Genomic DNA, 25165 nt, shown 5'->3' on the forward strand with positions numbered 1-25165 from the left:
CGTGCTGACAGGGGTCGGCAGGGCACGGGGAGCGCGACCGTGGCTGGGACGCGACCTGGCCATCGACCTGGGCACGGCCAACACCCTGATCCACCAGCAGGGTCGTGGTGTCGTCCTCGACGAGCCGAGCGTCGTCGCGCTGAGCGTCGAGACCGGTGAGCTCGTGGCGGCCGGCGCGCGGGCCAGGGAGATGCTCGGACGCACCCCGGGTGCCCTGCGGGCGGTGCGCCCGCTGCGGGCCGGGGTCATCAACGAGCCCGACGCCACCGAGCAGATGCTGCGGTGGTTCACCGACCGCGTCGGGATCTCGAGCGTCTTTCGTCCCCGGGTCGTCGTGTGCATCCCGAGCGACATCACCGGCGTCGAGCGGCGAGCGGTCGAGGAGGCGGCCCTGCGGGTCGGTGCCCGCCGCGTCTACCTCGTCGAGGAGCCCATGGTCGCTGCCATCGGCGCCGGGCTGCCGGTGACGGACACCGAGGCCTCGATGGTCATCGACATCGGTGGTGGGTCGACGGATGTCGCTGTCATCGCTCTCGGCGGCATCGTCGCCTCGCGCAGCACGCGCACCGCCGGCGACGCCGTCGACGACGCGATCGCCGAGCACGTGCGGCGCAACTTCTCCCTGCTGCTGGGGGAGCGCAGCGCCGAGCACATCAAGGTCGAGGTGGGTTCCGCCTTCCCCCTCGCGCGTGAAGTGAGCACCCGGGTGCGTGGCCGTGACCTCGTGACCGGCCTGCCCAAGACCGTCGATGTCGGCTCTGCCGAGATCCGCCGGGCCATCTCTGCGCCTGTCGGGGAGATCGTCGCCCTCGTGCGGGACGTCCTCGACCGGTGCCCGCCCGAGCTGGCCGGCGATGTCCTCGAGCGCGGCATCACCCTCACCGGTGGCGGCGCGTTGCTGCGCGGTCTCGATGCCCGGCTGCGCCACGAGCTCGGGGTCCCGGTCCGTGTGGCCGAGGCACCCCTGCGCGCCGTGGTGCGTGGGGCCGGGCGCTGCGTCGACGACTTCGCTGCCCTGCAACCCGTCCTGGTCGACGGGCACCGGTTCTGATGCGTCGTCGCGTCCTGCCGGTCCTGCTGGTCCTCACCCTGCTCGTCCTCCTCGCGGATCTCGCTGGCGCACCCCTCGGCCCGGTCCGTGGGGTCGGTGACGCGGTCCTCGGCCCGGTGGAGCGGTGGGTCGCTCCCGCTCGAGACGAGAGCGACCGTCTCGAGCGGGACAACATCGCCCTGACGCAGGAGGTGCGCCGACTGCGCGACCGGCAGGGCGTCGCCGAGCAGCTCGGTGACCTCGACACCGGCGACCTGCCGAGCGTCACGGCCCGCGTCGTCGCGCTCGATCGCGCCGGGGCCTCGGGTCCGGAGCGGATCACCCTCGATGTCGGCCGCCGTGACGGTGTGCGCACCGACAGCGCGGTCGTCGCCCCCGGCGGCCTGGTCGGCCGGGTGGTCTCCGTGGGGGAGTGGAGCGCGGACGTCGAGGTCATCGGCTCGGGTGACTCCGGAGTCGGCGTGCGCTCCGGAGCGAAGGGGGTCATCGGCACCCTCTCGGGGTCGGACCCCACAACGTCTCACGCCGCGGACGAGCTCGTGATCACCCAGCTGACCCGCGACCGCGTGGCGGCCGGGGACGCGGTCACCACCCTCGGCAGCCCGGGCTCTCGCCCCTACCCTCCCGGCGTCCCCGTCGGCACGATCAGCCGGGTCGCGAAGGCCCCCGGGGAGCTCACCGACACCGCGGTCGTCGAGCCTGCTGTCGACCTGGCCGCCGTCGACGTCGTCGCGGTGGTCACCGGCCCGGGTCGCACCGCGAAGCGCGCGTCGTGACCGGGCTGCGTTGGCCCGTGCGCCTGCTGCTCCTGGCGATCGCGCTCGTCGGGGTCCTCGCCCTGGGCGCCCGCGGGGTGCTCGCCCCGCCGGACCTCGTCGTCATCGTCGTCGTCGGCGTCGCCCTGTCCGCCGGGACCGGTCCCGGCGCGATCACCGGGCTCCTCGGGGGCTGGCTCATCGACCTCGCGCCACCTGTTGCCGTGCCCCTGGGGCTCTCGGCCCTGGGCTATGCCGCGGCCGGGTGGGTCGCCGGCCTGGCCCACCGTCGCTCGGGCCATCCATGGTGGTGGTCGGTGCCCGTCGTCGCGGCCGCCGTCCTCGTCACCCGTGCCGCGCCGGTGCTCATCGACCTCGCCAGCGCCCGCCCGGTCGCGTGGGGCTCCATCGCCTGGCAGGTCGTGGCCACCGCCACCCTCGGCCTGGTCCTCGTGGCGGTCGTCGAGCGACTCGAGGCCGGCCTGCTCCGGAGGCGGTGGGCGTGAGGCGCCGCAGCCCGCGGCTGCAGGCGCGCATGCTCGCCTCGCTGGCCGTCCTCATGCTCCTCGCGGGCGTCCTCATCGGACGCCTGGGCCAGCTGCAGCTCACCGACCATCCCGCAGGCGATGACCGCGTGGCACTCCCGGGTGCCTCGCGCGTCGCGCTCCCCGCGCTGCGCGGGCGCATCCTCGATCGTGACGGGCGGCCCATCGTGGACAACGCGGTGCGCACCGATGTCACCATCGACCGCCGGTCCCTCGCCGACGCCCGCGACGGGGGGCGGGCGACGGTGCGCCGCCTCGCCGCGGCGCTGGACCTCCCCTTCGACCGGATGTGGGGGCGCACCACCCTGTGCGGTGCACCCGGCGCGGCCGACCCGCCGGACTGCTGGGCCGGCTCCGCGCTCGTCCCCGTGCCCGTCGCCGTCGGCGTCGAGCCGGCAGCCGCGGCCACCCTCACCGAACGCCCCGAGCTCTACCCCGGCGTCGCCGTGACCAGCCAGCCGGTGCGCGACTACCCGCGGGCGAAGGGGGGTGGCGCCCCCCAGACGACTGGCTACCTCACCCGCCCCGATGCCGAGACCATCGAGGCCTCCGACGGGGCGATCACCGACGCTGATCTCGTCGGTGCCGCCGGACTGGAACGGCAGTACGACGAGCTGCTGCGCGGCACCCCCGGTCACAGCGAGGTGCGTGTCGACGCTCGCGGAGTCGCCGTCGAGGAGACGAGTCGCACCGAGCCGGTCGCCGGGTCGGACCTCGTCACGACCCTCGACCTTCCGGTGCAGCGGGCGACCGAGGCGGCGCTCGCCGATGGTGTGCGGCAGGCCCGCGATCGTGGGCACCGCGCTGACAGTGCAGCGGCCGTCGTCCTCGACCTGCGCGACGGGGGGATCCTCGCCTCCGCGAGCGTGCCCACCTATGACCCGTCCGTCTGGTCCGCAGGCGTCACGCAGCAGAAGTACGAGCAGCTGACGAAGGGGGACCGCAGCCCCCTCATCGATCGCGTGACCGGGGTGGCCCAGCCGCCCGCATCGACCTTCAAGGCGGTCTCCTTGCCGGGTGCCGTCGCCGCGGGGACCGACCTTGGCGACGAGGTCAACTGCACCTCGTCGCACCGGATCGGGGACCGGACCTTCAACAACTACGAGTCTCGCGCGTTCGGGATGATCACCTGGCGCGAGGCGATCAAGGTCTCCTGCGACACCGTCTTCTACCGGGTCGCCGAGCAGGTCTGGCGTGACCAGGGTGGTCTGTCGGCCGACGACACGGGGGACCCACTCATCGACACGGCCCGCGAGCTGGGCCTGGGCGCCGCGACCGGTGTCGACCTCCCGGCGGAGTCCGCCGGACGCATCCCCGACCGCGCGTGGAAGCGCGACTGGTGGCGCAGCACCAAGGACGCGTCGTGCAGGGACGCCCGCCGCGGCCACCCCGAGATCAAGGACCGCACCCGACGCACGTACCTCACCGCACTGGCGAAGGAGAACTGTGCGAGCGGCTACCAGTTCCGCCCCGGTGACGAGGCCAACCTCTCGATCGGGCAGGGAGATGTCACCGCGACACTGCTGCAGATGGCACGCGTCTTCGGCACGATCGCCCAGGAGGGCACGCAGCCCGACCCGCACCTGGGTCGGGCGAGCATCGCGCCTGACGGTGCCCGCACCTCCCTCGACGTCCCCACCGCGCAGCAGGTCGACCTGCCCGGCCGCTCCGGGGACCTCCTGCGCCGGGCGCTGAAGGACGTCGTGGCCGAGCGGGGCGGGACCGCCCACTCGGCCTTCGCCGGTTTCCCCCTCAAGGAGTGGCCGGTGGCGGGCAAGACCGGCACGGCGGAGGTCTACGGCAAGCAGGACACCGCGTGGTTCGTCTCCTATGCACCGACCACGAAGCCGCGCTATGTCGTGGCCGTCGTCGTCTCGCAGGGTGGCACCGGCGGTGCCACCGCGGCGCCGATCGCGCGCACGATCCACGAGCAGCTCGCCGGCGTCACGCGCTGATCAGCAGCAGCGGGTGCCCGGGTTGCGCTCCTGCTCCTCGTAGTGCGATCGCCAGAACTGCGCCCGGGTCGGCACCGGCTCCCGCGGGTGGACACGACGCAGGTGCTCGACGTACCGCTCGTACCGGTCGGCGCCGGTCACCCCGCTGACGAAGCGCCCGACCCGCCGCACCATGGCGAAGGGGGACCCCGTCACCCGTGCCCCCTGGTGGCGGCCGGTGAGGGATCGAGCCCCGCGTCCTTCCACTCCTGGAGCACGGCCTTCTCCTGCGCTGTCGCAACCGGTCCGGTGGGAGCGAAGATCCGGGAGGGAACTCCTTCGTCCTCGCTCGTCGGCAGGCCTCCGGCGCGGGCGGCCCGGACCATCACGACGACCGACGCGGCGACGACGATGATGACCAGCACGGCGAAGATGATCGACAAGGTGCCCTGCACGCCGGAGTTGAAGATGATCTTGTCCATGTCACCCGGCGACGAGGCCCCGGTGAGCAGCTCTCCCTTCTCCCGCGCCTCGACGAAGCGCGAGCGCTGCGCGAAGAAGCCGATCTTGGGGTCGCTGCTGAAGATCTTCAGCCACGAGGCCCACAAGGTGATCAGCAGGTCCCACACGAGCGCGATGCCGGGGATCCACGCCCAGCGCAGGTTGCCCTGCTTGACCACGACCGTGGTCACCACCGCGAGGGCGATCGCCGCGAGGAGCTGGTTGGCGATGCCGAAGAGCGGGAAGAGCGTGTAGATGCCGCCGAGCGGGTCGAGGATCCCCATGACGAGGATCGAGCCCCAGCCGGCGACGACCACGATGCTGCACAGCCAGGCACCCGGACGCCAGGACGGGTCCTTGAAGCGGCCCAGCCCGGGGACGTTGCCGAGTGCGTCGGAGAACATGAAGCGCGCGACGCGGGTGCCGGCGTCGACCGTGGTGAGGATGAACAGCGCCTCGAACATCACCGCGAAGTGGTACCAGAAGCTCTTGAGCGCGTCGCCCCCGAAGACGCTCATGACCTCGCTCATGCCGAAGGCGAGCGTCGGTGCGCCACCGGTGCGGGAGATGATCGTCTCCTCGCCCACGCTGTCGGCCGCCTGCTGGAGGGTGGCGGCATCCACCGGGGGGACGGCCCCACCCGAGGGTGTGAGCAGCGGGAGGCCGTTGACGTAGTTCGCTGCATCGGCGGGCGTCCCGCCGGTCAGCGCGCCGGGCGCGTTCATCGCGAAGTAGATGTGCTGATCGATGCTCACCGCGGCGACCATCGCCATCACGGCGACGAAGGACTCGGTGAGCATCGAGCCGTAGCCGATGAAGCGGGCCTGGCTCTCCTTCTCGATGAGCTTGGGGGTGGTGCCCGAGGAGATCAGGGCGTGGAAGCCGGACAGGGCCCCACAGGCGATGGTGATGAAGAGGAAGGGGAAGAGGGACCCGGCGAAGGCCGGCCCGGCACCGGTGGAGGCGAACTCCGTGACCGCCGGCATCTTCACCTCCGGGCGGGCGACGAGGATGCCGATGGCCAGCAGGCCGATGGTGCCGACCTTCATGTACGTCGACAGGTAGTCGCGGGGAGCCAGGAGCAGCCAGACGGGCAGGACCGAGGCCGCGAAGCCGTAGCCGATGAGCAGCCAGGCCAGGGTGATCGGCTCGAGGGTGAAGGCGCCCGCGAGCGTCGGGTGCCCGGAGACCCAGCCGCCGCCGATGATCGCGGCGATGAGCAGGACGACACCGATGAGCGAGATCTCGCCGATCGCGCCGGGGCGCAGGAAGCGCAGGTACAGGCCCATGAAGAGCGCGATCGGGATGGTCATCGCGATGGAGAAGACACCCCAGGGGGAGTTGGCCAGGGCGCCGATGACGACGATGCCCAGGACCGCGATGAGGATGAGCATGATCGCCAGCACGCCGACGATCGCGGCGATGCCGCCGACGCGACCCAGCTCGTCGCGCGCCATCTGGCCCAGGCTGCGCCCACCGCGACGGATGGACAGGTGCAGGACCATGTAGTCCTGCACGGCCCCGGCGAAGACCACGCCGAAGACGATCCACAGGGTGCCCGGCAGGTAGCCCATCTGGGCCGCGAGGACGGGCCCGACGAGCGGACCGGCGCCGGCGATCGCGGCGAAGTGGTGACCGAAGAGGACTCTCCGATCGGTCGGCATGAAGTCCTTGCCGTTCTCGAACTGCTCTGCGGGAGTGGCCCGCTCGTCCCTCGGCTTGATCACCTTGTACTCGATGAGCCGGGCGTAGAACCGGTACCCGATGATGTAGGTGCACACCGCGGCGAAGACGAACCACACGGCGTTGACGTGCTCGCCGCGAACCACCGCGATCATCACCCAGCCGACCGCCCCGAGCAGGCCGATGAGGGCGAAGACGAGCTTCTCCCTTCCGGTCACCAGGTGGGGGGCGCGGACGGCGACCGGTGGCCGGTCGGGGTCGGTGCGCAGCCGCTGCACGCCCTCCGGCGCGTCGACGACAGGGCCTGTGGGGGCCGGCTTGCTCATGGAACTCCTCAGCTCACGACGGTGTGATCCGGACTACGTGTCCGAACGTAATCGATCAGTGGCTAGGCTGTCGGACATGGCTGATTTCGACGTCGTTGTGCTCGGTGCTGGACCCGGTGGTTATGTGGCGGCGATCCGTGCTGCCCAGCTCGGCAAGAGCGTTGCCGTGGTGGAGAAGAAGTACTGGGGCGGTGTCTGTCTCAACGTCGGGTGCATCCCCAGCAAGGCGCTCATCAAGAATGCCGAGCTCGCGCACACGCTGACACACGACAAGAAGAAGTTCGGCATCGAGGGCGACGCCACGATGTCCTACGGCCCGACCCACGCCCGCTCCCGCCAGGTGAGCGACGGCATCGTCAAGGGCATCCACTTCCTGATGAAGAAGAACAAGATCACCGAGATCGACGGCTGGGGCACGATCACCTCCACGACCTCGATGGACGTCGCTCTCAACGACGGCGAGAAGAAGTCGGTCACCTTCGACAAGCTGATCATCGCCAGTGGCGCGACCACCCGCATGCTGCCGGGTGTCGAGGTCAGCGACAACGTCGTCACCTACGAGGAGCAGATCCTCGACGCCGACCTGCCCGGCTCGATGATCATCGCCGGCTCGGGTGCCATCGGTGTCGAGTTCGCCTATGTCATGAAGAACTTCGGCGTCGACGTCACGATCGTCGAGTTCCTCGACCGCATGGTCCCCACCGAGGACCCGGCCATCTCCAAGGAGCTGGCCAAGCACTACAAGAAGCTCGGCGTCAAGGTCATGCTCTCCACCAAGGTCGAGTCGGTGGAGGACACCGGCTCTGGCGTCAAGGTCACCGTCACCCCGGCGAAGGGGGGCGACGCCCAGGTCCTCGAGGCGGACAAGCTCCTCTCCGCGATCGGCTTCGCACCGCGGGTCGAGGGCTTCGGCCTGGAGTCGATCGGGGTCGAGCTCACCGAGCGCGGCGCCGTCGCGATCGACGAGTACTGCCGCACCAACGTCGAAAACGTCTATGCCGTCGGTGACTGCACTGCGAAGCTCATGCTCGCGCACGTCGCGGAGGCCCAGGGCGTCGTCGCCGCCGAGCACATGTCCGGCGCCGAGACGATGCCGGTCGAGTACGACTTCATCCCGCGCGCGACCTACTGCCACCCGCAGATCGCCTCCTTCGGTTACACCGAGGAGCAGGCGAAGGAGAAGGGGTACGACGTCAAGAAGGCGACCTTCCCCTTCACCGCCAACGGCAAGGCCATGGGCCTGGGCGACGCGGTCGGCTCGGTCACGGTCATCGCCGACGCGACGCACAACGAGATCCTCGGTGCGCACATGATCGGGCCCGACGTCACCGAGCTGTTGCCGGTCCTCACCCTCGCGCAGAAGTGGGACCTCACCGCGGACGAGGTCGCGCGCAATGTCTTCGCGCACCCGACGCTGTCCGAGGCGGTCAAGGAAGCCGTCGAGGGCATCGCCGGGCACATGATCAACTTCTGAACCCCCGGGCCCCTGATTAGGGGCCGAGGGGAGCGCGCTGCTAATCTTGCGGGGTTGCCGTTAGATCGGCCGCGGATCCACAGAGCCCCGGTGAACCAGCCCGGGCGCGCCGCGCAACAACCCAAGAAATGGAGCAGTGTCACCGCATGCCGCTGACCGCTGAAGTCAAGAAGCAGATCATGTCCGACTACGGGACCGTCGAGGGTGACACCGGTTCCCCCGAGGTGCAGGTCGCGATGCTCACGCAGCGCATCCTGGACCTCACCGAGCACTCCCGTGAGCACAAGCACGACCACCACAGCCGTCGTGGTCTGCTGCTCCTCGTGGGCAAGCGTCGCCGCCTCCTGCGTTACCTGGAGAGCACCGACATCGAGCGCTACCGTGCGCTGATCAAGCGCCTCGGCCTTCGCCGATAAGTACGTCGTGGAGAGCGGTTCCCAACTCTGGGGGCCGCTTCTTCGCGTATCCGGGGGTTGGTCAAACCGCCGGCAAACAGTAGGACAACTGAAGATCGTCACCACCGAAGACAACACCGGGGCACAACGACGATGCGCCCGGCACGTAGAGAGAAAAGGAGGACCCGATGGAGGGTCCTGAGATCACTTTCGCCGAAGCCACGATCGACAACGGTCAGTTCGGCACCCGCACCATCCGGTTCGAGACCGGCCGCCTCGCCCAGCAGGCGGGAGGCGCCATCGCCGCCTACCTCGACGGCGAGACCATGCTCCTGTCGACCACCACGGCCGGCAAGACCCCCAAGGACCACTTCGACTTCTTCCCCCTGACGGTGGACGTCGAGGAGCGGATGTACGCCGCCGGTCGCATCCCCGGAAGCTTCTTCCGCCGTGAAGGCCGTCCCGGTACGGACGCCATCCTCACCTGCCGCCTCATCGACCGCCCGCTGCGCCCGACCTTCAAGAAGGGTCTGCGCAACGAGGTCCAGGTCGTCATCTCCGTCCTGTCGGTCCACCCGGACCACCAGTACGACGTCCTCGCGATCAACGCTGCCTCGCTCTCGACGCAGATCTCCGGTCTGCCCTTCTCGGGTCCGATCGGCGCCGTGCGCGTCTCGCTCATCGACGGCCAGTGGGTCGCCTTCCCCAACTTCAGCGACATCGAGCGCTCGACCTTCGACATGGTCGTCGCCGGCCGGGTCGTCGACGGAGACGACGTCGCGATCATGATGGTCGAGGCGGAGTCCACCGAGTCCACCTGGGACCTCGTGAAGAACCAGGGCAAGACCGCCCCGACCGAAGAGGTCGTCGCCGAGGGTCTGGACGCCTCCAAGAAGTTCATCAAGCAGCTGTGCGACACGCAGGCTGACCTGGCTGCCAAGGCCGCCAAGCCGGTCGAGGACTTCCCGATCTTCCTCGACTACCAGGACGACGCCTACGCCGCAGTCGAGGCCGCCACCTCCGCCGACCTGTCGACCGCGCTCACCATCGCGGGCAAGCAGGAGCGCGAGAGCCGCCTGGACGAGATCAAGGCCGCGATGAAGGCCTCGCTCGCGGGCACCGAGGAGGCGCCCGGCGCGTTCTTCGGCCGCGACAAGGAGCTCTCTGCTGCCTTCCGCTCCGCGCAGAAGGCGCAGGTTCGCCAGCGCATCCTGCGTGACAAGGTCCGCATCGACGGCCGTGGCCTCGCCGACATCCGCGCCCTCGGCGCCGAGGTCGAGGTCCTGCCGCGCGTGCACGGCTCGGCGCTCTTCGAGCGCGGCGAGACCCAGATCATGGGTGTCACCACGCTCAACATGCTCAAGATGGAGCAGCAGATCGACTCGCTGAGCCCCGTCACCAAGAAGCGCTACATGCACAACTACAACTTCCCGCCCTACTCGACCGGTGAGACCGGCCGTGTCGGTAGCCCGAAGCGCCGCGAGATCGGTCACGGAGCGCTTGCCGAGCGCGCGCTCCTGCCGGTGCTGCCCTCCCGCGAGGAGTTCCCGTACGCGATCCGTCAGGTCTCCGAGGCCCTCGGGTCCAACGGCTCGACCTCGATGGGCTCCGTCTGCGCGTCCACGATGTCGCTGCTCAACGCCGGCGTGCCGCTGCGTGCCGCTGTTGCCGGCATCGCCATGGGTCTGGTCTCCGACCAGGTCGACGGTGAGACCCGCTACGCCGCGATGACCGACATCCTCGGCGCCGAGGACGCGTTCGGCGACATGGACTTCAAGGTCGCCGGTACCCGCGAGTTCGTCACCGCCATCCAGCTCGACACCAAGCTCGACGGCATCCCCGCCTCGGTGCTCGGTGGCGCGCTGACCCAGGCCCGCGACGCTCGTCTGCACATCCTCGACGTCATGAACGAGGCCATCGATGCTCCCGACGAGATGGCGCCCACCGCGCCGCGGATCATCACGGTCAACGTCCCCGTCGACAAGATCGGTGAGGTCATCGGCCCGAAGGGCAAGATGATCAAGCAGATCCAGGAGGACACCGGCGCCGACATCAGCATCGAGGACGACGGCACCGTCTTCATCGGTGCGGTCGACGGCCCCTCCGCAGAGGCTGCGCGCAACGCGGTCAACGCCATCGCCAACCCGCAGATGCCCGAGATCGGTGAGCGTTTCCTCGGCACCGTCGTCAAGACGACCACCTTCGGTGCGTTCGTCTCCCTGACGCCGGGCAAGGACGGCCTGCTGCACATCTCCGAGGTGCGCAAGCTCGTCGGTGGCAAGCGGATCGACGCTGTCGAGGACATCCTCGGCGTCGGCCAGACCGTCCAGGTCGAGCTGAAGGAGATCGACCCGCGCGGCAAGCTGAGCCTGGCCGCCGTCCTCAGCCCCGAGCAGGAGGCCGAGATGGCCTCCGGTGCGAAGGGTGACGACGAGGGTGGTCGTGGCGGTCGCCGTGAGGGCGGTCGCGATGGTGGTCGTGACAGCGGCGGTCGTGAGGGTGGTGGCCGCGAGGGCGGTCGCCGTCGTCGTCGCCGCGATGACGACTCCTCGTCCAGCGACTCCTCGTCCGACGAGAGCGGCTCCTCCGAGTCCGACTCCCAGGACGACTGACCCCTCAGGGTCCTTCGACGGGGCCGGCTCTCCTTCACGGGAGGGCCGGCCCCTTCGTCATCCCCTGTGGATGCTCGGCGGGCGAGGTCGCCAGATCCTGCTTACGGTGGTCCGGCACCGTTGGGACGGTGCGGTGCACATGCCACGCCACACACACAGGGGGACATCTTCATGAAGGCCGCGCGCATCCTCGTCGGGACCATCGCCGTCGTACTCGTCGTCGTCGGGGTCGCGGTCGCGATCCTGCTGGGACCGGACGACACGTGGGGTGGTGAGCCGACGGCCCTGCCCGACGACGCGGCCCCGATCGTCGCGACGGCGCCCAGGCTGCTCAACGTCGCAGGACTCGATCTCGTGGTCAACGCCACGGCGGTGGAGGGGGAGGCCTTCGTCGGGGCGAGTCACCCCGTGCACGTGCAGGACTACCTGGGTGGGGTCACGCGCACCGAGATCACCGGGCTGTCGGCCGACGGCATCGGCGGCTCGCAGCAGCTGGCCGGGGAGCGGGACTACCCGGCAGTCCCTCCGTCGAGGCTCGACGTGTGGGACCAGCAGGCCCAGGGTCGTGAGGCGGCGATCGAGGTGCGGCTCACGCCGGACGCCGCCGTCCAGATCGCGGCGCTGCCGGCCACGGCGAAGGGAGCGACCCCCCAGGTCGGTGTCGGGTACAAGCTCCCCGGGGCCTTCGTCGCCGGTGTGGTGACGGCGCTCGTCGGTCTGCTGCTGCTGGTGGCAACGATGCTCGGGGGCCGTCGGGCCCGGCGCGCGGCCGTCGACCGAGCCGAGTCGGTATCGGTCGAGCAGCCGGCCACCCCAGCGGGCCTCTTCCGCAGCGCCACCCGACTCGCCCTCGTCGGCACGGTGATGGTGCTCGTCGCAGGGTGCGCGGTCCCGCAGGAGGTCGACCACGGAGACTCCCCGGGGGTGGTGCCCCTCGATCAGACCGATGTCCAGACGATGCTCGACGACTACGACGTGCGCAACAACGCCGCGATCAAGAAGTCGCGCACCGGTGACGGCAGCCTGTGGAAGAGCGCCGACACGGGTCCGATGCTCGCCCAGGACGAGCTGTCGGCGCGCTTCAACGCCTACGACAAGCCCAAGGGCGCGGCCACGTCCTTCACCCATGAGGGCGGAGAGGTCTACGCGTCCGTCCAGCGGGCCTACCCGCTGTGGACCGCGGTCGAGATAAAGCCCGCCAAGCCTGCCAAGAACGGCGTGGAGCTGCTCTACGTCTACGAGAAGGCGCACGCGGCCGGTGGGTGGAAGGCCAGCTCCTCCATCCCCTTCCCCGATGGTCTGCCGACGGCACTGGACGCCCAGGAGGCCACCCCGTCGTCGCAGGACCTGGATCGTGCCGAGGAGGTGGACACCATGCTCGAGACGTGGGCGGAGAAGGGCGCGGTCGACGGGCTGGTCGTCGACGACGGCATGGTGGACGCGCGCGCCGAGCTGCACAAGAAGACGAAGGGCGTCGAGCGCATCGCCGACTCGGCCGAGTCGTGGGGTGGTACGCGCGGCAGCAACGACGCGCGTACCGCCACCCGGGCGGTCCGGGTGAAGGAGGGGCTCCTCGTGCTGAGCGAGATCCGCTGGACCAACAGCCAGTACCTCAAGGCCGACTGGACGTGGAACCCGTCGAAGCGGGAGCAGGCGGTCTACGGCAACCGGGCCAACGGCAATGTCTCGCACCGGCGCTGCTCGCTCGTCGCAGCGACCCTCGTGCCGGACACCGGGGATGCGCGGGTCCTCGGCTCGAGCACGGACTGGGTCCTCTAGCTCCCGCCGACCCCGGCCTGCGTGACGACATGGGCAACCCCCCGGTGCCGAGTGGCGCCGGGGGCTTGCCCACGAGGTGGTGGCTGGGTCAGTCCCACACCCGGGTGTCGAGGATCGGACCCTCGGCGGGCGTGAGCTGGTGGACCGCCACGACCTCTGCGCTGAAGCGCAGCCCCTCACGGATCCGCTGGGTGACCTGCTGCACCTGGTCCTCGTGATCGGCGCCGGGAGCCAGGACGACCTCGCAGCGCAGGGTGTCCAGATGGTCGGTGCGACCGATGACGAAGCGGTGGTCGACGACCGACGGGAGTCGGGACATGACCGACGCGGTCTGCGCCGGGTGGAGGAACATCCCCTTCACCTTCACCGCTGAACCCGTGCGGCCGAGTACTCCGCGCAGACGCAGGGAACCATCGGGCCCCAGCATCCACCCCGACAGGTCGCCGGTCCCGAAGCGGACCAAGGGGTAGTCGGGGCGCAGCACGGTGACGACGACCTCCCCTTCGCTCTCGTCCTCGACGGGTGCACCGGTGCCGATGTCGCACACCTGCACCAGCACCCCGTCGGCCAGGACCAGCCCGGCGCCATCTCCCACCTCGTAGGCGAGCAGACCGGTTTCTCCCGTGCCGTAGGCCATGCACACGGAGTCGACGCGAGCCGTGAGGGCCTCCCGCAGCGAGTCCGGGAGAGGTTCTGCCGTCACCATGGCGCGGTGGAGACGCCACGCCTGCGCCGGCAGCCCGAGCTCGTCGAAGCGATCGATGAGCGCCTTGAGATAGCTGGGTAGACCGCTGTACGTGCTCACTGCGAGGTCCGCGATCGCCCGAGCCTGCAGGTCCTGGTTGCCGATGCCTCCCGGGAGCACTGCTGCGCCGCTGGCGCGCAGCCCCTCCTCCATCATCGCGCCCGCGGGGGAGAGGTGGTACCCGAAGCAGTTGATGGCCGTGTCCCCTGGTCCGACACCGAGATGGCCGAAGACCTGCCCCCAGCGCCAGTAGTCCGGGGACTCCAGCTGGGGTTCGTACAGCGGGCCGGGGGACTGGAAGACCCGCTGGACCGCAGCACCGGGAGCGAGCAGACCGCCGAAGGGGGGAGCACTCGCCTGCTCGGCGACGAGGTCGTCCTTGGACAGCACGGGCAATGCGCTCAGGTCGGCCACCGAGCGGAGCGAGCCGGGGTCGATCCCGGCTCGCTCCAGCCGTGCGGCCAGGCCGGGGACCGTGGCGGCCCGGGTGATCAGGTCGTTGACGGCCTGATCCATCGCGTGGTGGGCGAGGTGCTCACCGAGCGCAACGTGGATGGACATGACAGCTCCTCGTGGAGGTCCGGTGTGGGTGGGAAGACTCAGAGCCAGCGCTTGCGGCGCTTGTAGTGCTTGACGTCCCGATAGCTCTTGCGGCTGCCCTCTTCGCCGAGGCCGAGGTAGAACTCCTTGACGTCAGGGTTCTCGCTCAGCTCGGCTGCGGGTCCCTCGAGCACGATCCGGCCCTGCTCCATGATGAAGCCGTGGTCGGCGATCTCGAGGGCTCGTCGGGCGTTCTGCTCGATGACCAGCACGGTCAGCCCCTGCTCGACGTTGAGCCGCTTGATGTATCCGAAGATCTCCTGGACGAGCAGGGGGGCGAGTCCGAGGGAGGGTTCATCGAGCATGAGCAGCTTGGGTCGGGCCATGAGGGCACGACCGATGGCCAGCATCTGCTGCTCGCCACCCGAGAGGTATCCGGCGACCCGGGCCCGCATGTCGGCGAGCTTGGGGAAGAACTCGTAGACGAGCTCGAGGTCCTCCTTGCTGTCCTTGCGCGTGTAGGCGCCCGCCACCAGGTTGTCGGCGACGGTCAGGTGCGAGAAGACGTGACGACCCTCCATGCACAGGCTCATCCCACGTCGCACTCGCTCGGCAGCGTCCATCGAGGTGATGTCCTCGCCGGCGAAGGTCACCGAACCGTCGGTGACGGCACCGCGCTCGCTCGGCAGGAGGCCCGACACGGCCTTGAGAGTCGTGGACTTGCCCGCGCCGTTGGAGCCGAGGAGGGCCACGACCTGGCCCTCGGGCACGGACAGGGAGAGTCCGCGCAGCACCAGGATGACGTCGTCGTAGATGACCTCGACATTGTTCAGGGTGAGCAGGCCCCCCGCGGGGGCGTCCGAGGACGCCCCCGCGAGCTGCTGTGCGGCGACCTGGTTCACGGAGTCGCGCCTGCCTGGACCTCGACCATCTTGCCGCCCTTGGCCTGGTAGATGCCGGTGGCAGAGGAACCGCGGTGGCTCTCCGCGGTGAACTCGACGGTGCCGTCACCGACGACGCCCCCGGTGTCCTGACCGCCCATGGTCTCCAGGGCCTTGCGGATGTTGGCGCCCGTCAGGTCGTCACCGTCCTTGAGGGTCTTCTCGATTCCACCGGCCATGATGTCCATGGCGTACCAGCCCTGGACCCACGAGGTGCCGACCTTCTTCTCGTCGATGCCCTTGGCCTTGATGTAGTCGGTGATGACCTTGTGGCCTTCCTTGTCGGCTGACATGGGGGCGAAGGGCTGGATGAGCAGGTGGCCCTCGGCGACCTTGGCGCCGGCCGAGTCGATGAAGAGCTCGTTCGCGCACCAGTTGAGGCAGACGATCTTCATGTCCAGCTTCTGCGCCGCGATGTCCTTGGCGACCAGCGCGGCAGGGGAGGCGACGTTCTGGATGACGATGTACTTCGCGCCCTGCTTCTTGGCCTGGGCGAGGAGGCCCACGTAGTTCTGCTTGCCGCCCGGCATGGCGTAGGCCTCGTAGCCCAGGTCCAGCTTCTTCTCGCTGATCCACTTCTTGCCGTCCTCGACAGGGGCGGTGCCGAAGGGGCTGTCGTTGTGGAAGACGGCCACCTCGCCCTTGCCGCCGGCGTCCTCGGCGATCCAGTTGAGCGCCACGCGCATCTGGTCGGAGTAGGTGGGTGCCACGACGAAGTTGTACGGGGCCTCCTCCGGGTTCGTCAGGGGCTCGGCGAAGGAACCTGACATGAAGGGGAGCTCGTCATTGCCGACGCTGGCAGAGAGTGCCTCGGTGTCTCCCGTGCCCCAGCCCTGGATGGCCACGACCTCGTCGTTGAGGTACTGCTTGTAGAGGGACTCCGCCTTGGGGACCTCGTAGGCGTAGTCGTTGGACAATGCCTCGATCTGGCGTCCCTCGATGCCACCGTCGCTGTTGCGCCAGTCGATGTAGGCCTTCATGCCGTCGTTGTACGGGGCGCCCACGTCGCCGGTGGCGCCGGTGAGGTCGGCGATGATGCCGATCTTGATGGGCTGGTCCGATGCGGCGCCGTCAGAGCTGTTGCCGCCGCAGGCGGTCAGCAGCAAGCCGGAAGCAGCGGCCATGGCGGCCAGGGAGCGGGTTCGTGCAGACATCGTTGTCTCCTTCATGGGTGGGGCACAGATCGATGGGTGTGGCGGGGTGTTCAGTAGCGGAAGGGCCAGAATCTGATGTACTCCTTCATCCGTTGCCAGATGCGGTCGAGACCACGTGGCTCGATGATGAGGAAGAGGATGATGACCAGACCGAAGGTCGCGTTGCGAACCGCGGGCAGCTGGTCGGTGAGGAAGGGAAGGGACGAGCTCATCGCATTGGCGACCTGGCGGATGACCTCGGGCAGCAGCGTCATGAAGATCGCGCCGTAGACGGCCCCGGCGATGCTCCCCAGGCCACCGACGATGATCATCGCGAGGTAGAGGATGGACACGTCGAGGGTGAACTTCTCCCACGAGACGACTTCGCTGTAGTGCGCCGTGAGGGCCCCGGCGAGACCGACGAAACCGGACGAGATGGCGAACGCGGTGAGCTTCACCCGCGCCACGTTGACCCCGATCGCCTCGGCGGCGATGTCCTGGTCTCGCACCGCCATGAAGGAGCGGCCCAGCCCGGTGCGGAAGAGGTTGCGAGCCGAGATCACGGTCAGTGCGGCCAGGATGAGCAGGATCCAGTACCACTGCTGCTCGAAGACGGCGCGGGCGCCGACCTTGAAGCCGAAGACCTCGAATCGGTCGACGTTGACGTAGCCCTGGCCCTCGGTCAGCCACGACCACCGACGGATGACGAACTCGATGATCATCTGGCTGGCGAGTGTGGCGATCGCCAGGTAGAGACCCTTCAGCCGCAGTCCCGGGAGCCCGAAGAAGGTTCCGACGGCAGCGGACAGCAGGACGGCCCCGATGATGGCCAGTGGCGTCGGTAGTCCGATGCGGTCGGCGAAGATCGCCGAGCTGTAGGCGCCGACGGCCATGAACCCGCCCTGGCCGAGGGAGATCTGGCCCGTGTACCCGACCAGGATGTTCAGGCCCACGGCCCCGATGACGGCGATGAGGATCAGGTTGACCTGCGAGAGCCAGTAGTTGTCGAGCACGAAGGGCAGGACGAGCAGCAGGACCGTGAGCAGGCCGAGGCGGAAGTACTCGGAGCGCGTGGCCCGCAGGCGCAGCTCGGAGACATAGGTGCGGTGGTGGATACCCGTGGCGGTGGCTGCCATCGTCGGTCACACCCTCTCGATGCGGGTCTCGCCGAAGATCCCGTACGGACGTACGAGCAGGATCAGGACGAGAGCGATGTACGGGATGACGGTGGCCAGGCCCGGGTCCAGGTAGCCCCCGGTGAACTGCTGCAGGAGACCGATGACGAGCCCGCCGACGATGGTCCCGGGCACGGAGTCGAGGCCGCCGAGGATGACGACCGGGAAGACGAGCAGCCCGAAGGCGGCGATGTTCTGGTCGACCGCGGAGATGTCACCGACGAGCACGCCCGCGATCAGGGCGCTCACCGCAGCCAGGGCCCAGGCCAGGGCGAAGATCCTGCGGACCGAGATGCCCATCGTCATGGCCGCCTGCTGGTCGTCGGCGACGGCGCGCATGGCGATGCCGTGACGTGAGCGGCGGAAGAAGATGGTGAAGGCGGTCAGGACGAAGGCCGCGATGACGATGGCCAGCAGCCTGTTGATCGGGACCGTGGCCCCGAGCAGGTCGATGGATCCGGTGGGCAGGATCTTCGGCTGGCTCTTGGGCGACGTGCCGTAGAAGGCCTGGACCAGTGCGTTGAGCAGCGCGGACAACCCGATCGTCACCATGATGATGCTGATGGGGTTCTCACCCACCATCGGCCGCAGGATGAAGCGTTCGACGACGACCCCGATGAGGATCGCGACGAGGACCCCGACGAGCGCGGCGGCGATGAGCGGGAGCTGGAGCACGACGAAGGCGGTGTAGAAGGTGTACGCGCCGACGAGAAGGAACTCTCCCTGCGCGAAGTTGATGACGCCGGTCGCCTTGTAGATCAGGACGAAGCCGAGGGCAGCGAGGGCGAGGATGGATCCATCCGCCAACCCGTAGATCAGCTGGTTGAGGAAGGTGCTCATCGGCGACCACTCCAGACGGGTCGGCGGCCCCGACCGGGCGGGACCGTGTAGGTGGACAGGTCGAAGATGTTCAGCTCCAGCTCGCGATCGATGCTCGAGCCGTCCTGGTAGCTCACGCGGCTGCGCACCGAGACCCGCTCGTCACCGCGCCCCAGGGCGGCGATGATGTCGCCGTACCGGTCGGCGATGACCGAGCGGCGCACCTTGCGGGTGCGGGTGATCTCGTCGTCGTCGGGGTCCAGCTGCTTGTGCAGCAGGACGAAGCGCTCGACCCGGATCCCCTCCGGGAGGTCCTCGTTGGCCCGAGTTGCCTCCTCCGCGACGAGCTCTTGCACCTCGGGCTTGGCGGCCAGGTCCGTGAAGGTCGTGTAGCTCAGGCGCTCGTGCTCGGCCCAGGCGCCGACGGTGGCCGGGTCGATGATGATCAGCGCGGTCATGCCCTCGCGGGTGTCATCGCTGGGTGCGAAGACCACGGCCTCCTCGACGTACGGGGAGAACTTCAGCTTGTTCTCGATGAAGGCACTGGAGTAGCGGGTGCCGTCAGGGGCGGTCAGGACGTCCTTCGCCCGGTCGATGATGACGAGGTGCCCCGCGTCGTCGAGGTAGCCGGCGTCGCCGGTGCTGAGCCATCCCTCGGCGTCGACGACCTTGGCGGTCTCCTCCGGCTGACGGTGGTAGCCGCGGAAGACGGACGCCGAGCGGAGCAGGACCTCGCCCCCTTCGTCGATGCGCAGCTCGGTCCCGGGGATGGGGGTGCCGACGGTGTTGAAGGGGACGTCGTCGTCGCGGTGGAGCACCGCGATCCCGCAGATCTCGGTCTGGCCGTAGATCTGCTTGAGGTTGACGCCGATGGCGTGGAAGAAGCGGAAGACATCCGGCCCCAGTGGGGCGCCACCGGTGTAGCAGCGCTGGATCCGGGCAAGACCGAGCTGGTCCCGGACCGGCCGGGTCGCGACGGCGTCGGCCACCTTGTGGGTCAGCGCGAGGAGCGGTCCGGGCTTGCGCCCGCTGACCCGCATCTCGGCCACCTTGTCGCCGACGCCGTAGCCCCAGCCGAAGACGCGTCGCTTGAACCAGTCCGACTCGTCGATGCGCACCTGGACCTCGGAGAGCATCGACTCCCAGATCCGCGGCGGCGAGAACATCAGGTCCGGCCCGATCTCTCGCATGTCGCTGCGCTGGGTCGAGGCGTCCTCGGGGAAGGAGATCGTCAGGCCGTGCGAGAGACCGCAGGCGACCGCGAGCATCTGCTCCCCGATCCAGGCGAAGGGGAGGAAGGAGACGTAGCGGTCCTTGGTCGAGACCGGGTCGATGCTCGTCAGGTGCTCGGCCATGGCCAGCAGGTTGCGGTGGGAGAGCTCGGCCAGCTTGGGCTTGGAGGTCGTCCCGGAGGTGGTGCAGATGATCGCGATGTCGTCCGCGTGCCCCTCCTCGACCTGTGCGTCGAGCCAGTGCGGGAGCTCGATGGCCCGCTCCAGGCCCATGGCCTCGAGGTCGGTGAACTCCATGAGCACGGGGTCGGTGTACTGCTCGAGACCGTGCGGGTCGTAGTAGACGATCCGCTCGATGTGCAGGGGAGCAGCGTCGGGGGCGGCCTCGGCGAGCAGGCGCAACAGCTTGTCGACCTGCTCCTGGTCCTCGGCGACGACGACCCGAGCGCGCGAGGTGGCCAGGATGTGGTGCAGCTCCTCGCCGATCGAGGTGGGGTAGATGCCGACGACCGCCGCGCCGATGCTCTGCGCGGCCAGCTCGGCGATGAGCCATTCCGGACGGTTGTCGCCCAGGACGGCGATGACCTGCCCGCGGTCCACGCCGAGGCTCGCGAGGCCGTGAGCCGTCGCGTGGACCCGCTGGGCGTACTCGGACCAGGTGAGCGGCTGCCAGATCCCGTAGAGCTTCTCCTGCATGGCGACGCCGTCGGGGCGGGTCGTGGCCAGGCCGGCGAGCAGCCTCGGGAAGGTGTCCGTCGACAGGTCAGACATGGATGGCCCCTTCGTCCTCGGCGCCCAGGTATGCCTCGATGACGGCCGGCTCGGCCATCACCTCCGCAGGTGTCCCGTCAGCGATGAGGACACCGAAGTCCAGGACGCTCACTCGGTGCGAGATGTCCATGACGACATTCATGTCGTGCTCGATGAGCACGACGGAGACCTTGGCCAGCTCGTTGACGTCGAGGATGTAGCGGGCCATGTCCTCCTTCTCCTCGGCGTTCATGCCGGCCATCGGCTCGTCGAGCAGCAGGAGCGAGGGCTGCAGGCACAGGGCCCGGCCGAGCTCCACGCGCTTCTGCACGCCGTAGGCCAGGGAGCCGACCGGCTTGGTCCGTACCGCCTGCAGCTGCAGGAGGTCGATGACCTCTTCGACGAGCTGCCGGTGGGCGATCTCCTGTCGCCGGGCCGGGCCGAACCAGAGCATCGACTGCATGACGCTGTGGCGCATGTGGATGTGGCGTCCGAGCATGAGGTTGTCCAGCACGCTCATCGCGTGGAAGAGCTCGATGTTCTGGAAGGAGCGGGCGACTCCGAGGCGCGCGATGCGGTGCGGTGCCAGCGAGGTCAGCGCGTGCTCGTGCCGTGAACCGGCCTCGTCCGCGGTGTGCAGGCGGATGCGTCCCTCCTGCGGGTGGTAGAGCCCGCTGATGCAGTTCAGGAGAGAGGACTTGCCGGCGCCGTTTGGCCCGATGACGGCGTGGATGTCGCCCTCGGTCACGCGGAAGGACACCTCGCTCAGGGCGGTGACGCCCCCGAACCGCAGGGTTGCCTCCTCGATGTCGAGGAGTGCCTCGCCCGCAGGCAGATGACCGCCTCGCAAGGAGTGCTTGTAGGACCTGGTCAGCACTGACCCTCCTGGAACGTCGCTTCGACAGTGAAACTGGAACGTTCAGAGAATAGGTTTTCACTATGTGAAAGCGCAAGACCTTCTTCGGAAATCTTCTGCGGACTGTGGTTGACTGCAGCGCGCAACGAAACTTTGGGATCAGGTGGAGGAGGTCGTATGGCAGGCGGTCGAGCCAGCGAGGGCAGCGTCGGACGAGGCGGGCTCGGCACCGTGCGCAATGCGGTCGTCCTGCTGGACCTGCTCGGGGAGGGCCCGGCCCTGCAGCACCTCACCGACCTGGCCGAGCGCTCGCAGATGTCGATCCCGACGGTCCACCGACTCCTGCGCTCGCTCGTGCTGGCCGACCTCGTGGTCCAGGACCCTCAGTCGTCCCGATACGGCCTGGGCCCGGAGCTGACCCGGTTGTCCAACCACTACCTGTCGCGTCTGCCCCTGCTCGGGGCGCTCAGTCCCTACCTGTCCCAGCTGCGCGACCAGCTGGGTCACACGGTGCACGTCCAGATCCTCGTGCACGGTGAGGTCATCTACGTCGACCGTGTCGACGGGGCCGAGCGGGACCCGTACCGCGAGACCCACAGGGTGGGTTCTGCCCTCTCGTGCGCCGGAGGCCGCATCCTCGCCGCCCGGGCGAGCGATGACGAGTGGCGACAGGCGCTGGAGAGGGCGACCCCGGAGGACCGTGCCCTGGCGACCGACAGCGAGCGTGAGCGGTGGGCCTCTCTGGAGCACCTGGCCCTCGCGTCCGTGGACCCGACCCTCTCGGCCGAGGTGGCCGTGGGTCTCGTGGATGGTCAGGGCGCGACGGTGGCGGCGCTGGCTGCCTCCGTCCCCGACGCTGCTGATGCCGAGGCTGTCACCGAGGCAGCCGTCCATCTGGGCCGAGCGGCCCGTGCGGCGGGGAGGACGCTGGGACATGCCTGATCGTGAATCGCCCCTGAGCAGCACGCCGCCGGACCCCGCCTGGGCCGACATCGCCGGACTCATCGACTTCGACCACCCGTACTCCGCGCTGTGGACCCCGGGACCCCGCTCGGGGCGCTGGTTCCCCGATGCGACGGTCAACGTGTCGACCAACTGCGTCGACCGCCACCTCGTCGAGCACGCCGACCGGGTGGCGCTGCACTGGGAGGGCGAGCCCGGGGACCGGCGCTCGCTCACGTACGCGGATCTGCACCATCAGGTGATCGTGCTTGCGCGCGCCCTGCGCGGGATGGGCGTGGGGGTGGGGGACCGGGTGGGTCTTCACCTGGGCTGGTTGCCGGAGACCGTGGTCGCCATGCTGGCCTGCGCGCGCGTGGGAGCCATCCACGCAGTCCTGCCCGCTCCACTGCCGACAGAGCCCCTGGCCGACCGGTTGAGCGCGCTCGACCTCAAGGTGCTCTTCACCCAGGACGGCGCCTGGCGGCACGGGACCGTGCTGCCGACCAAGGCGCGTGCGGACGAGGCGCTGCTGGCCAGCGGGTCGGTCGAGCACACGATCGTCGTGCGTCGCACCGGTATGGACGTCGCCTGGTTCGAAGGGGACCGGTGGTACCACGACGTCGTCGGGCCGACCAGGCGTGTGCCCGCGGGCTCTCGCGCGGACGAGGACGATCTCGGCGGGCCCGTCTCCCTCCCGGCGGACCACCCGATCTCGATCGTCCCCCTGGCCACCAAGGGCGGGCAGCCGGTGTCCGTCCTCCACGGGGCCGCGACGATGCTGGCGGGAGCGCTTGCCGTGCACCGGCGGCTGCGGACCGGCGGCGTCTTCTGGTGCGCCGGGGACATCTCCTGGGCGGTCACCCAGTTCCACGGCATCTACGGTCCGCTCGCGTACGGGGACACCGCGGTCATGTACGAGGGCACGCTCGACCAGCCGGCTCCGACCCGGGCCTGGGAGATCATCGCGCGCTACGGCGTGGAGAGCATGGTGTCCACGCCCTCCGTCATGCGGACCGTGCGTGGTTGGGCGCGTGAGCTGCCCGAGGTCTCACGCATCCCCTCCCTGCAGCGGGTGACGACTGCCGGTGAGCCTGTCGAGGAGGACCTCGCCGAGTGGATGAAGCAGGCCTTCGGTGCCAAGGACCTGCAGGTGCTCGACGCCTGGGGCCAGCTCGAGCTCAGTGGGATCGTGCGCGTGATGGACACGTCCGACCCCGGGCCCGGCGGCGCTGGGGACGACACTGCTCTCCCGGACTGCGATCTCGACATCGTCGACGCTGCTGGCCAACCCACGACGCCGGGGCGTGCTGGTGAGGCCGTGCTGCGCCTCCCGTGGGCCGGCACGCTCGTCGACGTCGAGGGCGATCAGGCGGATGTCGCCCAGTCCCACTGGACACGTCATCCGGGCTGCTACGCGACCGGTGACCTCGCCTCGCGGGACGAGGGTGGTCACATCGTCTTCCTCGGCCGCACCGACGGTGTGGTCTCGATCTCCGGTCAGCTCGTCTCCCTGCGGGAGGTGCGTGAGGTCCTCGAGGACCACCCCTACGTCTCGGCTGCCGAGGTGACCTGGCGCAAGGACCCGGAGCTGGGCCGCGCCCTCGTCGCCGCTGTCGTGCTGGACGCCCAGGTGGGCCCGGACCCGGATCTGGACGAGGTGGCAGTGGGGTTGATGAACGCCGTGCGCGAGATCATGGGCGGTCTGGCCCGCCCACGTTCCCTGCTGGTCATCGACCGGTTCGGAGACGAGCTCGGTCGCCTGGAGAGGGCCCGGGCGATCGCCACCCTGGCCACACCCGACCGGGTCGGTGCGCCTCGCGAGGTCACGTGGTCGCAGGTGCTGGCAGCCGCGGGGCAGTGATCACGCCATGAGGCCCCCCGTCACCGTGTGGTGGCGGGGGGCCTTCGTGATGGGGGGAGCAGTGGCTCGTCAGGCGGCGTGGCGGGCGGCGCGGGGGGCTGCGTGGGGGGTCTGGTCGACCCAGCGCATCTCCATGCGGGTCCGGCCGTCGTCACCGCGCACGGCGACCCAGGTGCAGGTCAGCTTCGGTGCGGGTCGAGTGGTCTCGGCCTTCTTCAGTGTCGTCACGGTCATTGTGGACACCTCCTGTTCATGTCTTGTTCACCTACGACACTAGCACGAAGGTGAACAGAAGGTGAACGACAGGTCGGTGCCGTCGGTGGGCCGCTCCCTTCGTAGGCTGTGCCCATGACGACGAAGGTGGCGGTGATCGGCGCCGAGGGGCGCATGGGTGCGACAGCGTGCGAGGCGGTGGAGGACGCAGGAGACCTCGAGCTCGTCGCCCGCTTCGACGACGGCGACGACCTGGGCGACCTCGGGGGCGCGCAGGTCGTGGTGGACTTCACCGTTCTGGCCGCCAGCGAGCGCAATGTCCGCCACTGCGTGGAGCGCGGCGTCCACGTCGTCGTCGGGACCTCGGGTTGGACCGATGACAAGGCGAGCGAGCTGCGCGGCGAGGTCGAGGCGAAGGGGGGAGTGGGCGTGCTCATCGCCCCCAACTTCGCGATCGGCGCCGTGCTGATGATGCAGTTCGCCAAGCAGGCTGCCCGCTTCTACGAGTCCGTCGAGGTGGTCGAGCTGCACCACCCGCGCAAGGTGGATGCGCCCAGCGGCACCGCCACGCGCACGGCCGAGCTGATCGCGCAGGCTCGCGCCGACGCAGGCCTGGGCGACATCCCGGACGCCACCACCGATGACCCGGACGGTGCTCGCGGCGCGAGCGTCGACGGCATTCCGGTGCACGCGGTCCGCCTGCGGGGTCTGGTCGCCCACCAGGAGGTCCTCCTGGGCAACGAGGGCGAGATGCTGACGATCCGCCACGACTCCTTCGACCGGGTCTCCTTCATGCCGGGCGTCCTCACGGGCGTGCGTGAGGTCGGCAAGCACCCGGGCGTCACGGTGGGTCTGGAGCACGTCCTCGGCCTCTGAGGCCCTCGGACACCCGCTGGTCAGCTC

General features: G+C 69.4%; 21 protein-coding genes. 11 read left to right on the plus strand and 10 right to left on the minus strand.

From position 1 onward, the window contains the following. Position 1: 1 nt before the first annotated feature. Genes ASG73_RS09515 through ASG73_RS09530 form a run of 4 tightly spaced genes read left to right on the plus strand, consistent with a single transcriptional unit; the run spans position 2 to position 4306 of the window. Positions 2 to 1051: a rod shape-determining protein gene (locus ASG73_RS09515; protein ID WP_442905366.1), complete on the plus strand. Its 1050-nt coding sequence runs from the start codon at positions 2 to 4 to the stop codon at positions 1049 to 1051. Beyond that, positions 1051 to 1827, plus strand: a complete 777-nt coding sequence (gene mreC, locus ASG73_RS09520; RefSeq protein ID WP_055993946.1) for a rod shape-determining protein MreC — start codon at positions 1051 to 1053, stop codon at positions 1825 to 1827. The genes ASG73_RS09515 and mreC overlap by 1 nt, the downstream gene beginning before the upstream one ends. After that, positions 1824 to 2312: a hypothetical protein gene (locus ASG73_RS09525; protein WP_055993948.1), complete on the plus strand. Its 489-nt coding sequence runs from the start codon at positions 1824 to 1826 to the stop codon at positions 2310 to 2312. Before mreC ends, ASG73_RS09525 begins: the two co-directional genes overlap by 4 nt. Then, positions 2309 to 4306: a penicillin-binding transpeptidase domain-containing protein gene (locus tag ASG73_RS09530; RefSeq protein ID WP_235499404.1), complete on the plus strand. Its 1998-nt coding sequence runs from the start codon at positions 2309 to 2311 to the stop codon at positions 4304 to 4306. The genes ASG73_RS09525 and ASG73_RS09530 overlap by 4 nt, the downstream gene beginning before the upstream one ends. Here ASG73_RS09530 and ASG73_RS09535 read toward each other — a convergent pair whose 3' ends face one another. Both ASG73_RS09535 and ASG73_RS09540 read right to left on the minus strand, forming a co-directional pair. Next, on the minus strand, positions 4307 to 4501 hold the full coding sequence (locus tag ASG73_RS09535; RefSeq protein WP_055993950.1) for a YbdD/YjiX family protein: 195 nt from the start codon (positions 4499 to 4501) through the stop codon (positions 4307 to 4309). Next, positions 4498 to 6795, minus strand: coding sequence for a carbon starvation CstA family protein (locus ASG73_RS09540; RefSeq protein ID WP_055993952.1), 2298 nt, complete (start codon positions 6793 to 6795; stop codon positions 4498 to 4500). The genes ASG73_RS09535 and ASG73_RS09540 overlap by 4 nt, the downstream gene beginning before the upstream one ends. A 76-nt stretch (positions 6796 to 6871) precedes the next feature. Between ASG73_RS09540 and lpdA the strand changes: the two genes are divergently transcribed. The 4 genes from lpdA to ASG73_RS09560 all read left to right on the plus strand — a co-directional run bounded on the left by lpdA (position 6872) and on the right by ASG73_RS09560 (position 13055). Beyond that, positions 6872 to 8269: a dihydrolipoyl dehydrogenase gene (gene lpdA, locus ASG73_RS09545; RefSeq protein WP_055993954.1), complete on the plus strand. Its 1398-nt coding sequence runs from the start codon at positions 6872 to 6874 to the stop codon at positions 8267 to 8269. A gap of 146 nt (positions 8270 to 8415) precedes the next feature. Continuing rightward, positions 8416 to 8685: a 30S ribosomal protein S15 gene (gene rpsO, locus ASG73_RS09550; protein WP_055993956.1), complete on the plus strand. Its 270-nt coding sequence runs from the start codon at positions 8416 to 8418 to the stop codon at positions 8683 to 8685. Between the two features lie 167 nt (positions 8686 to 8852). Next, positions 8853 to 11276 carry a polyribonucleotide nucleotidyltransferase gene (locus ASG73_RS09555; protein WP_055993958.1) on the plus strand — a complete coding sequence of 808 codons (2424 nt, stop codon included), beginning with the start codon at positions 8853 to 8855 and terminating at the stop codon, positions 11274 to 11276. A gap of 171 nt (positions 11277 to 11447) precedes the next feature. Further along, positions 11448 to 13055 (plus strand): hypothetical protein, encoded by a 1608-nt coding sequence (locus ASG73_RS09560; protein ID WP_055993960.1) that lies wholly within the window; start codon positions 11448 to 11450, stop codon positions 13053 to 13055. 88 nt (positions 13056 to 13143) lie between these two features. On the opposite strand, the gene ASG73_RS09565 is transcribed toward ASG73_RS09560, so the two are convergent. The 7 genes from ASG73_RS09565 to ASG73_RS09595 are packed head-to-tail and all read right to left on the minus strand — an operon-like array spanning position 13144 to position 21267. Then, the gene (locus ASG73_RS09565) at positions 13144 to 14361 is read right to left on the minus strand and encodes a phenylacetate--CoA ligase family protein (protein ID WP_156466230.1); all 1218 of its coding nucleotides are present in this window, start codon (positions 14359 to 14361) and stop codon (positions 13144 to 13146) included. Positions 14362 to 14399: 38 nt separating this feature from the next. Next, positions 14400 to 15242: an ABC transporter ATP-binding protein gene (locus tag ASG73_RS09570; RefSeq protein ID WP_235499405.1), complete on the minus strand. Its 843-nt coding sequence runs from the start codon at positions 15240 to 15242 to the stop codon at positions 14400 to 14402. Beyond that, positions 15239 to 16435 carry an ABC transporter substrate-binding protein gene (locus ASG73_RS09575; RefSeq protein ID WP_055993962.1) on the minus strand — a complete coding sequence of 399 codons (1197 nt, stop codon included), beginning with the start codon at positions 16433 to 16435 and terminating at the stop codon, positions 15239 to 15241. The genes ASG73_RS09570 and ASG73_RS09575 overlap by 4 nt, the downstream gene beginning before the upstream one ends. 50 nt (positions 16436 to 16485) lie before the next feature. Then, positions 16486 to 17550 (minus strand): branched-chain amino acid ABC transporter permease, encoded by a 1065-nt coding sequence (locus tag ASG73_RS09580; protein WP_055993964.1) that lies wholly within the window; start codon positions 17548 to 17550, stop codon positions 16486 to 16488. A gap of 6 nt (positions 17551 to 17556) precedes the next feature. Beyond that, the gene (locus ASG73_RS09585) at positions 17557 to 18429 is read right to left on the minus strand and encodes a branched-chain amino acid ABC transporter permease (protein WP_055993966.1); all 873 of its coding nucleotides are present in this window, start codon (positions 18427 to 18429) and stop codon (positions 17557 to 17559) included. After that, complete coding sequence (locus ASG73_RS09590) at positions 18426 to 20411, minus strand: AMP-binding protein (RefSeq protein ID WP_055993969.1); 1986 nt, start codon at positions 20409 to 20411, stop codon at positions 18426 to 18428. Before ASG73_RS09590 ends, ASG73_RS09585 begins: the two co-directional genes overlap by 4 nt. Next, a complete protein-coding gene (locus ASG73_RS09595; protein WP_235499406.1) occupies positions 20404 to 21267 on the minus strand; it encodes an ABC transporter ATP-binding protein in 864 nt (287 codons plus the stop codon). The genes ASG73_RS09590 and ASG73_RS09595 overlap by 8 nt, the downstream gene beginning before the upstream one ends. Positions 21268 to 21423: 156 nt before the next feature. Here ASG73_RS09595 and ASG73_RS09600 point away from each other — a divergent pair, with 156 nt between their 5' ends. Beyond that, positions 21424 to 22188 carry an IclR family transcriptional regulator gene (locus ASG73_RS09600; RefSeq protein ID WP_055993971.1) on the plus strand — a complete coding sequence of 255 codons (765 nt, stop codon included), beginning with the start codon at positions 21424 to 21426 and terminating at the stop codon, positions 22186 to 22188. After that, positions 22181 to 24049 (plus strand): AMP-binding protein, encoded by a 1869-nt coding sequence (locus ASG73_RS09605; RefSeq protein ID WP_055993973.1) that lies wholly within the window; start codon positions 22181 to 22183, stop codon positions 24047 to 24049. The genes ASG73_RS09600 and ASG73_RS09605 overlap by 8 nt, the downstream gene beginning before the upstream one ends. A 69-nt stretch (positions 24050 to 24118) precedes the next feature. Here the strand turns inward: ASG73_RS09605 and ASG73_RS17905 are convergent, their stop codons facing one another. Continuing rightward, complete coding sequence (locus ASG73_RS17905) at positions 24119 to 24283, minus strand: hypothetical protein (RefSeq protein ID WP_156466232.1); 165 nt, start codon at positions 24281 to 24283, stop codon at positions 24119 to 24121. A gap of 114 nt (positions 24284 to 24397) precedes the next feature. Between ASG73_RS17905 and dapB the strand changes: the two genes are divergently transcribed. After that, complete coding sequence (gene dapB, locus ASG73_RS09610; RefSeq protein ID WP_055994561.1) at positions 24398 to 25138, plus strand: 4-hydroxy-tetrahydrodipicolinate reductase; 741 nt, start codon at positions 24398 to 24400, stop codon at positions 25136 to 25138. Positions 25139 to 25165: the final 27 nt, after the last annotated feature.

Source organism: Janibacter sp. Soil728 (assembly GCF_001428305.1).
In the GTDB taxonomy this organism is placed as follows: domain Bacteria; phylum Actinomycetota; class Actinomycetes; order Actinomycetales; family Dermatophilaceae; genus Janibacter.

Coding starts and splice junctions, on each gene's coding strand:
- mreC (WP_055993946.1), top strand. CDS start 1,051: ATGCGTCGTCGCGTCCTGCCGGTCCTGCTGGTCCTCACCCTGCTCGTC.
- ASG73_RS09540 (WP_055993952.1), bottom strand. CDS start 6,795: ATGAGCAAGCCGGCCCCCACAGGCCCTGTCGTCGACGCGCCGGAGGGC.
- lpdA (WP_055993954.1), top strand. CDS start 6,872: ATGGCTGATTTCGACGTCGTTGTGCTCGGTGCTGGACCCGGTGGTTAT.
- rpsO (WP_055993956.1), top strand. CDS start 8,416: ATGCCGCTGACCGCTGAAGTCAAGAAGCAGATCATGTCCGACTACGGG.
- ASG73_RS09555 (WP_055993958.1), top strand. CDS start 8,853: ATGGAGGGTCCTGAGATCACTTTCGCCGAAGCCACGATCGACAACGGT.
- ASG73_RS09560 (WP_055993960.1), top strand. CDS start 11,448: ATGAAGGCCGCGCGCATCCTCGTCGGGACCATCGCCGTCGTACTCGTC.
- ASG73_RS09565 (WP_156466230.1), bottom strand. CDS start 14,361: ATGTCCATCCACGTTGCGCTCGGTGAGCACCTCGCCCACCACGCGATG.
- ASG73_RS09575 (WP_055993962.1), bottom strand. CDS start 16,435: ATGTCTGCACGAACCCGCTCCCTGGCCGCCATGGCCGCTGCTTCCGGC.
- ASG73_RS09580 (WP_055993964.1), bottom strand. CDS start 17,550: ATGGCAGCCACCGCCACGGGTATCCACCACCGCACCTATGTCTCCGAG.
- ASG73_RS09585 (WP_055993966.1), bottom strand. CDS start 18,429: ATGAGCACCTTCCTCAACCAGCTGATCTACGGGTTGGCGGATGGATCC.
- ASG73_RS09590 (WP_055993969.1), bottom strand. CDS start 20,411: ATGTCTGACCTGTCGACGGACACCTTCCCGAGGCTGCTCGCCGGCCTG.
- ASG73_RS09600 (WP_055993971.1), top strand. CDS start 21,424: ATGGCAGGCGGTCGAGCCAGCGAGGGCAGCGTCGGACGAGGCGGGCTC.
- ASG73_RS09605 (WP_055993973.1), top strand. CDS start 22,181: ATGCCTGATCGTGAATCGCCCCTGAGCAGCACGCCGCCGGACCCCGCC.
- ASG73_RS17905 (WP_156466232.1), bottom strand. CDS start 24,283: ATGACCGTGACGACACTGAAGAAGGCCGAGACCACTCGACCCGCACCG.
- dapB (WP_055994561.1), top strand. CDS start 24,398: ATGACGACGAAGGTGGCGGTGATCGGCGCCGAGGGGCGCATGGGTGCG.